Below are 12,136 nucleotides of genomic sequence, written 5' to 3'. Positions count from 1 at the left end.
TTGCGCCGTCTCCTCCTGGAGTGCCGGTTGCGCCGTCTCCTCCTGGAGTACCGGTTGCGTCATCTTCGTCAGGATCCACTTCTGTCTCCCCGTCTTCGTCAGGTGTTTCGCTCATATCACGGTCTGTAAGCACGATCACTGATGCCGTCAGCGGATCCATAGTGACTCCAGCTTCACTGATTTCAATCTGCTCGGGATCAGTGATGGCCTGCGTTCCAGCACGTGTGCCGTCAACCAGTACATAGCCTTCAGTCAGGTCAGTATCCAACGTAAATGTGCGCTCACTGTCATCTGCGTTCACAAAGACATAGTAGACGTCTCCGTTGGAGTCTTCCGCACGGTAAACGATGGCAAGGTCCTGCTCACCGATTTCCGGTACATCAACAAGGGATACCATTTCATCGATTTCTTCCAGTGTGCCTTTACGGAATGCATCCGTGCTGCGTCGAAGTTCAATCAGACCGGTTGTAAAGCTTTGTGTCACGGCATTGATCGGGAACTCTTCGGCATTGGTTGCCTTATTCCAGTCAAACAAGTTGATGGCATCCGTTGAGTCATAGGAATCATGAATAAAGTAAGGGTACTTGAACGGCGTACCGTCGGCATTAGTCATGAATGTAGACTTGTAAGGTACCCGGTCATTTGATACAGGCTCAATAAATTCAGGGTCGCGGAACTGCTTGGTGCGTCCGAATTCCTGACCGGCATGAATGAACGGTGTTCCTTGAGCTGTCAGAACCATCAGATTCCCCAGTCGAATACGCTGGTGAATCTCTTGCTGGTGATCGGCCGGATCCTTCTGGATACTTTGGGCAATCACGTCATGCAGGGTCAGGTTATCATGTGCCGCAATGTAAGGAACGACATCGCCAGGGTTGCTGGCTGTAAAGTTGTGTGGATTGGCTGTCAGATTGTCATAAATCTGCTGAACGGAACGGGCACCGCCTGTAATGAAGCGCGGCTCTCCTTCACTTCCGAAGCCGGATTTTAGTTCATTTCTGAAGTCGTCAGAGAATGAGCCCACAGCTTCCGTATGCTGCATCCAGTCCTGATCAGCTGGCATAACATCTTCATAGCCTTCATCTCCTACAAACGTGCGCCAGCCTTCACCAATCATTAAGATGTTCGGGTTCAGTTCCTGCGCTTTGTCGAAGGCAATTTGAATACTTTCTGCATCATGGTCGCCCATCATGTCAAAGCGGAAACCGTCGACTTTAAACTCTTCCACCCAGTAAGTGATAGAATCGACCAGGATACGTCGAGCCATCGCATGCGTTGTGCCTAGGCGTCCGCCGCCGAAGCTGACACGCGGTGTACCGTCTGCATCCATAAAGTGGTAGTAGTTCGGTTCCAAATCTTCAAAGATGTGCACGCGGGCTGTGTGATTATAAACCACATCCAGAATGACGCCCATCCCGCGGGTATGAATCTCATCGATCAAGTTCTTGAATTCTTCGATACGCTTGGCAGGGTCTTCAGGATTTTCTGAATACATGCCCGTCAAAGAGAAGTAACTGTGCGGATCGTAACCCCAGTTATAGTTCGTATTAGTTGAGGCATAGTTCAGCATGCGCTCGTCATTATTAAACTCATTTGCAAAGAAATAGCTCATGACCGGCAGCATCTGAACATGTGTCACACCCAGACTTTCAATATAGTCCAGTTTTTCGATGAAAGCACTGAAGGTTCCAAACTGACTTTCCAGTTCGTCATCGATGGACGGGTCAGAAGTAAAGTCTCTGACATGAATTTCATAGATGATGGCGTCTTCACGTTTTTCATAACCGTCAATCTCTGCATAGTCCAGTTCCGGTCCAATGTGGCTCGGATTGACGATTGCTGCTTTGCCGATATAATTGTCCGGGTCACTGCTGTCCCAGGCCGCCATGGAGCGGGCATACGGATCCAGTGCCAGAACGATTTCGCCGTCACGTTCGATTTCGAAGTGGTAGTAGTAGCCGGTCACATCGTCCAGTCCCGTAGACGCTTCGTTTAGTTCAATCTGCCAGACGCCTGAGTCCAGACTGTCCATTTCGATATCGTCACGCACGACAACTTTCGAGTCATCCTTGTCGTAAAGAACGACACGGACTGCATCGGCACTTGGTGACCATAATTTCAAGTCAGCTGTACCGTCTGTGTGCAGTTCCAGCCCCAAATCGCCATCGTAAGCATAGAGAGCATCTTTCAGTCTCCAGCCCATGCGGGCTTCGTAAACAGTCTCATCGAAAAGAACAGTGTAAGGTCCATTTTCTACAGAGAAATCACCTTCCAGTAAAACGGAGTTGCTTTCGCTTTGAATCGTCAGCGATGTGAATTCAACCTCATTGCCTTCAGCATCTCTAACTGTCAGCCACTCATTAAGCTCGTCTTCTGTCAGCCCGTCTACAGAATGGAAGAAGACTTCAATCTGAGTCTCAGAAATCATTTCCACACGTTTTACACCAGCTTCGCTAGCATAATAAGGATTAGTATAAACCGTATCGTCTCCTTCACGCATGAAAATTTGTGTGTGCTCTCTTACACCATCAAATGCGTAGTTAGGTGTCTGCTCACTTCCAGCCTTATTTAAAAACAGGAAGTTGATTTCATTTGCATCAGGAGCCAGGTCAAGATTGAAGAAGGTACCATAACGACCGATACCGTCACTGTCGTGTGCGCCATCCGGCCAGTTTTGAGTTTCTTCCGCGACATCTCCCCAGGTCCACAGGCCCCAGTTATCATAATCTCCATTTGTTCTGGAATAATTGATACGGATCATGTCTTCCTCAAATAAAGGTTCATAAGGGTAAACAGCATATTCATGGTCGAGCCAGGCTTCGTTCATTTCAGGAACAATCAGTCTCAGTCCCATGTCGCCTGTCAGATTGGTTCCCCCACGGTTATTGATAAGGAAATTGATTTGTTCGGCATTGTCTGCCAGTTCGATATCCATGTAGTAGCCGTAGTCTGTTGCAACTGCCTGGTCAAAAGACAGAGCACCATTAGGCCAGCTGCCAACGGATTCAGACGGGGCTTTTACATCGTTCCAGATCCAGAGTCCAAGATTTGACAGATCCTCTTCCGGAAGCGACGCAAAATGGAGACGAAAGAAGCCTTCCGCAATATCTGATTCTTCAGCGGGCTCTTCTTGCTCATCAGGTGTGTCCACTTCTTCAGCAAGGAAGTTTCCATTCTCAATCGAAAGCAGTGCTGTTCCGCCGTCTGCTATAGCCGGCACAGTAAAGGTCACGACCTGTGCACCGTCTGACTCGACTGCAGTGTATTCAGCTTCAGCATAATGGTCCATGACCACTACGTTTTCACTGTCTACTTCTACAGACAAGGTCTGTTCTTCTTCGGATACATTGAAAGCCATATAGACAGATTCGTCATTCAAGGCCCGTTCCACGATCATCCAGTCTTCATCAGCAGATGTCAGGAATTCAGCTCGCGAACCTCTTGAAAGCAGTTGAGAGAATTCATTTCTGAAGCCGATCACACGCTGATAGTGGTCCAGAATATCGTTTCCTTCCATTATATCCCAGCCGAAATCATAGCGGTTGTCATATACAGGCCAGTTGTCCGGTCCGGATTGACCCAGTTCTTCTCCGTAGTAAATGACTGGCTGTCCTTTTGCTGTCATCTGCAGGGTAGCCGCCAATTTCAACTGGCCTTCATTTCCACCCAAAGCATACAGGAAGCCGTTCTCGTCGTGACTACCCAAAAACTGCCCCAGTGTTGCATCACTAGTCAAAACATTATTTCGTTCAATCAATGTGTTATTTGCAGCAGTCAGGTTTCCTCTGACAAAGCTTCTGGCATAGTCTTTGAAACTAAAGTCCAGTAAGCTGTCCATTGTTCCCGTATTCAGGTAACCCTGGTCATTTCTATAGTTCGCTCCCCATGATTCACCAATCATTTTGAAGGCCGGGTCGCGTTCTACTAGTTCGTTTTTAAAGTGCTGCCAAGTTGTATCGTCCACGTGCTTGACAGTATCCACACGGTAGCTAGCGATGGCATTGCCGTTAGGAGTAGTTGATTTGGTGATCCAGTCAGCCTGCCACTCAACCAGCTGTTCTCTGACTGCCTGGTCTTCGGTAATAAAGTCCGGCAAGCCAGCCAGCTCCATTGTCAGGTCATTGTTTCCGCCTTCTTCTCTGATCATGCCGTCAAAACGGGCACGGTCCTCATCTGTCGGATAACCAGCCGGAGGATTCTCTATTCCATTGCTTGGGTGCAGTCCATATCCCGGGTGATTTAACACAACGTCGACCATGATATTGATATCACGCTCAGCTGCACGGTCAATCAGCTCATGGAAATCAGCCAGTGTTCCCAGGTGCGGGTTCAGTTCTTCAAAATCTTTTGCCCAGTAGCCATGATAGCCGTAGTAGCTGCCGTTATTCGGATCAGCGTAGGATACATCATAGGCTACGTTCTCAACAATTGGAGTAATCCAAATAGTTGAAATACCCAGGTCATCCAGGTAATCAAGATTTTCTGTTACCCCTTTGAAATCTCCCCCTTGATAAGTACCGCGGGGATTGTCGGCCTGATCATAGTTCATGCCATAAGGATCATTATTGGATGGGTCACCATCCGCAAAACGGTCGGTCAGCATAAAGTAGATAATTTCTTCATCCCAGTCACGCTCGCCTGCTGCTCTTTCACGTGAAGTGATTGTTACTTCAGTCTGCGTAGTGTAGCGTCCATTGTTCTCATCCCAGACACTGACTGTGATTGGGTAGGTACCCGGAGCAACTGTGTGGTCTACAGATAAAGTCACACGGTTCAGTTCCGGTGAAATGACTAAGGCACTCGGGCCACCAATGGAAGAGACGTCTGCTCTGATACGGTCGATGGACAGATTAGAGTCATTTTCGATCTCCACATCCAGGAGGGCATGCTCATTGTAGTTAAAGGCGCGGCTGACAGAAGCAGATAGTGAAATCTCGCCTTCTCCTTCTGAATCTTCGGGCTCTTCTTCGGCTGCTTCTTCCATATAAAATGGATTAGTAAACGCCTGTTCAGGATCAGCGGCTGTGACAAAGACCTGGTTCATTGAATCAAAAGCAGTGAAGCTCAAGTCTTCTGTCTTCTTGTCGTCTCCGTCTGTAGTATTGACAATCAAAAAGCCGAAGCTTCCTGCATTTTCATTAACAGGGATGTCAACATAGGCCCCGTGACGGCCTACTTGCTCATTTGAAAAAGATACAGCATCGGTCGGCCAGGTACCTGGCTGGTTGGGCGCATCTCCCCAGAACCAGACACCATAGTCTTCATAGTTCACTGAATCGTTTAAGTAATGCACTCTCAAAGTCGGTGTGTCAAAGTCGACTGGCTCGTAGTAGTAGACGGATCCGTCTGCTCTGACCCATACTTCTTCTACGCCTTCAAACAAATCGATGACGACGTCATCTTCAATCAATTTTTCTTCACTGGCATTGACCGGAATCAGACCGATTTGAGTCGCTTCGGCTTCAATGGCGATATCCTGGTAATACCCAAAGTCTGTCTGGTTCTCTTCACTAAACGGAGATCCGTTTGGCCAGTCGGTTGACTCATTCAACACGTCCCCAAATAGCCAGAGTGATAGATTATTGTCGATAGAATCGGTTTCCAGATGTACGCGCAGCGTCCGTTCGGTCTCGGCGCTTACGGTCTGGAAAACGGGGAAAAGCTGGGCAAATGATTGAAAAAGTAAAACGACAACTAAGAATGCGGAAAAAACCGGGTAGTATTTAGTTTTCATTTACTGCCTCCATTTTCTTTAATATAACGCTTACATTATGTCCAAAATAATTCTCCTTACCCTCAAGCAAGGAGAATCATTGAATTTATTGGTGCCAGAACTAGCCTTTCGTTGCACCGGATGCCAAACCTGAAATCAGATATTTCTGAAGGATCAGGTAAACAGTCGCAATCGGAATCGCGATCAGGACAGCTCCGGCGGCGAAGCGGCTGAAATTGTTGGAGAACTGGGCATTAACAAAGTTAAACAGCCCTAGAGCCAGTGTAAAGTTCTCTGGGCTTCTTAGAACGATCCGCGGCAGGATGAAGTCCATGAACGGTGCCATGAAATTGAACAGCGCTACAACAGACAAGATAGGCTTGGCCAGCGGCAGTAGGATCTGGAAAAAGATCCGGAAATGACCGGCCCCGTCCATTTTTGCTGACTCATCCAGAGACTTGGGAATCGTATCAAAGTAGCCTTTCACCAGGAAGGCATTCATCGGGATCCCTCCACCGATATATATCAGGATCAGTCCCCACAAATTGTCAAGCAGGCCAATGGTATTGAGCAGGATGAACAATGCCACCATCGCCATCAGTACCGGGAACATCTGAAGTAATAGAAATGCATATAAACCATACGTTCGTCCTTTGAAGCGATAACGTGAAAAAGCATAAGCTGTCAAGCTAACGAGCAAGGTCGTCACAGAGGAGACGATTACTGATACAAACAGCGTATTCCCGTACCAAGTCAAGTAATTACTTCTTGGATTAGTGAACAGCCATATATAATTGTCCAAGCTCCAAGTAGTTGGAGACAGCGATGCTCCAAAGAGGCTAGCTGTTGTGTTCATAGATATGGCAAAAGCCCAAAATAGTGGATAAAAAATTATGACAAACATGATTCCAATAATTGTGTACATGAGTGCTAATTCTAACCTATTTTTCGTTTTGCGATTCATCGGTTTTCTTTTTGCTTTTACTTGATCATCAGTTTTTTTATTGGTTTTATCAATGGTACTGGTGCTAGTTTCTGAATAATTTTCCATTACATTGTCCCCTCTTCTCTAAAGGATCGCGATCGTCGGAACTGGAAGAATGCGAATGTTGCAACAATCAGTCCCAAAATCAAGGAAATCGCTGCTGCCATGCTGAACTGGGCATTATCGAAAGTAAGCTTGAACACCCATGAAATTAGAATATCTGTTCCTCCAGCATTTTGCCCTCTGACAGCAGGTCCACCTTCATTAAACAGGTAAATAATATTAAAGTTATTGAAGTTGAACGTATACTGCGTCAATAGCAATGGGCCTGTAGCAAACATTAAGTGCGGAAATGTAATTTCTCTAAACTTCTGCCAGCGGGAAGCGCCATCCATATCAGCAGCCTCATACCAGTCATCTGATATCCCTTTTAAGACTCCCGAAAATAATGCATATACATAAGGGAAGCCTAGCCAAACTTGAATCATTATAATTGCTATTCTACTCCACATCACATTACTCATCCACGGTATACTTGTGCCAAACAGCGGTTGAATAATATCCAGATTGATAGCTCCAAAGTTATCGTTGAAAAGCGCAGAGAATATGATAATCGTTACAAATCCCGGTACCGCCCACGGAAGAATAAGAACGGTCCTAATCAGGCGTGTACCTTTTAATCGTTTATCATTGGTCAAAATAGCCAAGAACATTGCAAGTGCGATAGATAGTGTCGTTGCAACAAAAGTCCACGTCAGTGTCCATGACAATACACTAAAGAACGTGTTACGCCATTCCGACAAGGTCACTAGTCGGATAAAGTTCTCAAACCCGACCCATTGGAGCAAGTTTCTTGGAGGTGCATTGAACAAATTGTAGTTGGTAAAGGCCATAAATGCCATAAACAGTAAAGGAAGGATTACTACAAAAATTAACAACAATAGCCCAGGGCCAATCATGACATATGGGAAACTTGTATCCCAGGCATTTTTAAAGTTTTCTTTAAGGCCCCCAGGGCTCCAACCATTTTGTATTTTTATAGCTTCTGCCTTAGCATCTTTTATATTAACTACATACATCACTGCATAGAAGATGACAAAGAACATAGCTATAATTCCTTCAATGATAAATACACGGGAATCATCAATTCGTGGTGTTTCTCCTAATGTAATCAATCCTTGTAGACCCGACGTGACAAAGTTGAACATGACAACTGCAAAAGCCAGAAACAGTGTTAATATCAGTATCCCCTTTATTCGTCGTTTATTGTAGATCTGTCCAAAACCTGGAATGATTGACAACAACATAGCTTTTTTGGGACTATGCGAATAATCTGCACCTTTAGGGACTTTTACAGGTTTGCTTTCTTTTTCATTTGACATAATGATTCTCCTTTTAAACCCATTCACTTGTATCACGTACGTAAGTCACCGGTTATTTTCTTTCATAGTATTTTTATACCAGGATGAAAGCAAAGAGACTGAGCGTCATATCTCAATCTCTTCACAGTTTCAATTCAGTTGACTGTATCTACAAGATTTTTATTGACCCATCATAGAGATGTTTGATTCGATTTGCTCGACAGCTTCATCAAGCACTTCTTGAACATCGTCACCTTGCTGCACGAATTCAAGGGCATCTGCCATTGGATCCCATACTTGAGACATTTCTGGAATGTTTGGCATTGGGTGAGCATTTTGTGCCTGATCAAAGATTGGAGACAGGAACTCATCATCAATATCAACAGCTGTATGCGCTGGCAGCTCCCCTGCTACTTCAAAGTAAGTCTGAGAGCTTTCTTCGTTAGTTATGAAGAGTGCCAGTTCAGTTGCCCAGTATTCATTATCTGAGAAGAAGTTTACCAACCAGCCTTTGTTCCCTGAGAAGGAGTTTAGTGGCTCGCCGTTTTGTGTAGGCAGTTCAACAACCAACAAGTCGTCTCCCAGTGCTTCACGGTAATCTTGAATAGCCCATGGTCCATTTACAATCATACCGAGCTGGCCATCCATAAAGAAGCTGTTTGCCACTTCCAAGTCTGTTCCTGATGGCATTAGTTCATATTCAACAAACCAGTCTTGAATCCCTTGAACCCCAGAAACTGATTCCGGTGTGTTTAGTCCGATATCTGAAGCGTCATAGACACCATCTTCATCCTGTGCGAAAATATAGCCGCCGTCTGCTGTGATGAATGGGTAAGCGAAGTACAGATTCCCCGCATCCATCATAAATCCATATTGATTGCCCTCTGTCAAATCTTGAGCAATCTCAACCAATTCGTCCATCGTTTCAGGAGCATCCGGTACTAGTGAAGTGTTGACAAATAAAGCGTATGTCTCGACAACGGCTGGAATACCATACTGAATACCTTCAAAACTGAAAGCTTGAACGGCTTCTTCATTATATTCAGCCAGGCGGTCCAACTGGTCGTCTGTCATTTCAAGTTCAGCGGCCAGTCCTTGCAGGTGGATGTCTCCCATACGGTCATGCGGCTGGAAGAATAAATCTGGTCCTAAACCAGCTGGTCCGTCCAAACTAATGCCATCTGTCTGCTCAAGCATTTCGTATGGAGTCAGTTCAACTTCGATACCGTACTCTTCGGTAAAGCGGGCAGTGATTTCTTCGTAGGCATCGATTTGGATATCTTCGTCATTGACCCACATAGCCAGTGATTCCGGTTTTTCCGGAGCATCTTCGTCTCCATTACCTTCAGCCGTCTCACCATTGGTGTCTTCAGCTGCATCGTCAGTTGTTTCTTCAGTTGTGTCCGTCCCTGTATCTTCTGTGTCCCCAGTGTCTCCGTTGCCACAAGCTGCTAGAATACCGGCAGTTGAGAGCAGTAACATTCCTTTGTACAACAATTTAGAATCGATCATGATTTGTTCCTCCTGTTTTTTGATTTTTCAGTTCTTTAACCCATCGTGCTACACTTGAATTCTCAGCTGCTTTATTAGGCGGGAGGTACCTTCCCGCTTAATCTGGCCTATGAGAAATGTTTTGTAAGTGATTACATTACTACTATATAAGGTTCCTGCAATTGTTTCAATTGTTTTTTTTATGTTACCGGTATCAGGATGTAACACAAATGACATTATGACTTTTTTATTTTAATTTTATTGAAAAAGCTTCATAGGGTTTTAATTGTATCGCTTTCAAATCAACAGCTGCTCTGCTGTAATTTGAAACAATCATAACGTCTGCTTCTCCGCTTTCCGAGAGAGAAATCTCCTGCGGTTCACTGCTGATGTTTCCGCAGACTAGCCATCTTTCTCCCTCAAACTGACGTTCGTAGGCAAAAACGGTTGGGTGGGCTGGCAGCAACAGTTTGAAATCTCCCCGGACTAGAATTGGGTTTTCTTTTCTCAGTCGGATCAGTTTTTGGTAAGTATAAAAGACAGACTCCTTATCCTCCAGAGCCTGTTTCACGTTCACCTCAACGTGGTTGGGCTGGACCGGCAGCCAGGGGGTTTCCTCTGTAAAGCCGGCATGCTTGCTGTCGTCCCATTGAATCGGCGTCCGAGCATTGTCCCGTCCTCTGACATTGATGAGATGCAGCAACTCCTCTTCTGAATAGCCCTTCTCTAAACGCTCATAGTACATATTGCGACTTTCGATATCATCCACTTCGTCGACCGACTGGATCACCCGGTTTGTCATACCGATTTCTTCCCCCTGAAAAATGTAGGGTGTCCCACGCATGTGATGCAGCAGGATGGCAAAAAGCTTGGCACTTTCCTTGCGGTAGGTGGTATCGTTCCCCCATCGTGAAACTACGCGGGGCGTATCATGATTGTTCCAGAAGAGACTGTTCCAGCCGTCAGCTGTCAGCTCGACCTGCCACTTGGTCAGTACTTTTTTCCATTCCACCAGGTCCAGATCCTTGATGTCCCATTTACTTTTATCTGGCTCTTCCTCTAGCAGAATATGTTCGAATTGGAATATCATCGATAGTTCCTCGCGGTCCGGATGAGAATAAAGACGGGCTGTTTCAGGCGTAGCACTCCAAGTCTCTCCAACCGTCATGACATCTCGGCCTTTCAACGTTTCCTGATGCATTTCCTGGATATAGTCATGAAGCTTTGGTCCATCAGCTGTGATTTCCTTATCCGGTACTTTACCAATCAGATCAATCACGTCCATGCGGAAGCCGCCAATTCCCTTATCCAGCCAGAAATTCATCATGTCGTACACTTCACGGCGGACTTGCTCGTTTTCCCAGTTCAGATCCGGTTGCTTGCTGCTGAAGAGATGCAGATAATACTGTCCGCTGTTTTCATCCAGTGTCCAGGCTGAGCCGCTAAAAGCAGAGGTCAGGTTATTTGGCACCCCACCGGCTACCGGGTCCCTCCAAATATAATAATCCCTGTAGGGGCTGTCTTTCCCTTTTTTTGCTTCGATAAACCACTGATGTTCGTCACTGGTATGGTTAACAACCAGATCCATGACAATCCGGATATTCCGGTCCCGGGCTTTTTCGATCAGCTCGTCCATGTCCGCCATGGTTCCGTAATCCGGATGGATCGCCTGATAATTACTGATATCGTAGCCATTATCGTCATTGGGAGACGCGTAGACTGGGCTGAGCCAGACGGCATCGATCCCCAGTTCCTGGAGGTAATCCAAGCGGCTGATAATCCCCTGGATATCACCTATCCCATCACCGTTACTGTCCTGAAAGCTGCGAGGATAAATCTGATATACCACAGCATTTTGCCACCACTTCATCATTATGACCCTCCCTTAACTGCCTGCTTTTTCGAGTATCGTCTGCAAATTGAGGTCAGCTGTATCCGCTACTGCATAGTCTGCTTCTCTCATCGCTTCTTCAGATCCAACCCCAACGGAAAACATGTCTGCACCATTAATGGCCTGAATGCCGGCCTCTGCATCCTCAAGTCCCACACACTCACGGGTACTCAGACCGAGCATTTCCGCTCCGCGCACGAAGATTTCTGGATCGGGCTTGCCGGCTTTAAGCGAAGCCGGATCGACAATACCGTCAAACAAGTCCATAATTTCGAGTCTCTCCATGATTGCCGGGCCGTTTTTACTGGCAGAAGCCAAAACCAGACCAAGCTTTTGTTCTTTTGCCTCTTTCAGCAGTTCACTGATACCCGGAAGGATGTCTTTAGGCGTAATTTCCTTGATCGACTCCTTGTATTCTTCGTTCTTCTGAGTGGCCAGTTCTTCCTTTTCCGCATCGGTATAAGCATCGGCTTTGCCTCCACGTTCAAGAATCAGTTCCAGTGATTCCATACGGCTGATTCCTTTCAGCTGCTCATTGAACTCTCGGTCGATCTCTATACCGATTTTTTCAGCGAGGCTCTTCCAAGCTAGGTAATGGTATTCAGCCGTGTCTGTGATGACCCCATCCAAGTCAAAAATAAGTCCTTTAATCATTGTATCTCCTCCTGTAATAGCTAATTCTTTTCAGTAAAAAA

Annotated in this window: 6 protein-coding genes; all 6 read right to left on the bottom strand. The window is 46.0% G+C overall.

Translation table 11 applies throughout. The features are described from left to right. A partial coding sequence (locus ADIAL_RS05800; protein ID WP_051503749.1) for a pullulanase occupies nucleotides 1–5,734 on the bottom strand: 5,734 nt, incomplete at its 3' end. A 100-nt stretch (nucleotides 5,735–5,834) separates the two neighbouring features. Then, complete coding sequence (locus tag ADIAL_RS05795; RefSeq protein ID WP_269317617.1) at nucleotides 5,835–6,764, bottom strand: sugar ABC transporter permease; 930 nt, start codon at nucleotides 6,762–6,764, stop codon at nucleotides 5,835–5,837. Next, nucleotides 6,764–8,080 carry a sugar ABC transporter permease gene (locus ADIAL_RS05790; RefSeq protein ID WP_034301181.1) on the bottom strand — a complete coding sequence of 439 codons (1,317 nt, stop codon included), beginning with the start codon at nucleotides 8,078–8,080 and terminating at the stop codon, nucleotides 6,764–6,766. Before ADIAL_RS05790 ends, ADIAL_RS05795 begins: the two co-directional genes overlap by 1 nt. 159 nt (nucleotides 8,081–8,239) lie before the next feature. Beyond that, complete coding sequence (locus ADIAL_RS05785) at nucleotides 8,240–9,571, bottom strand: sugar ABC transporter substrate-binding protein (protein WP_034301179.1); 1,332 nt, start codon at nucleotides 9,569–9,571, stop codon at nucleotides 8,240–8,242. 226 nt (nucleotides 9,572–9,797) lie between these two features. Next, the gene (locus tag ADIAL_RS05780; protein ID WP_155849189.1) at nucleotides 9,798–11,426 is read right to left on the bottom strand and encodes a glycoside hydrolase family 13 protein; all 1,629 of its coding nucleotides are present in this window, start codon (nucleotides 11,424–11,426) and stop codon (nucleotides 9,798–9,800) included. A 9-nt stretch (nucleotides 11,427–11,435) separates the two neighbouring features. Then, nucleotides 11,436–12,095: a beta-phosphoglucomutase gene (pgmB, locus tag ADIAL_RS05775; protein ID WP_034301175.1), complete on the bottom strand. Its 660-nt coding sequence runs from the start codon at nucleotides 12,093–12,095 to the stop codon at nucleotides 11,436–11,438. Between the last annotated feature and the right edge of the window lie 41 nt (nucleotides 12,096–12,136).

The organism is Alkalibacterium sp. AK22 (assembly GCF_000585255.1).
Lineage (GTDB): Bacteria > Bacillota > Bacilli > Lactobacillales > Carnobacteriaceae_A > Alkalibacterium.
Note: the sequence above shows the minus strand (reverse complement) of the source record. Positions and strands in the feature narration are given on the sequence as shown.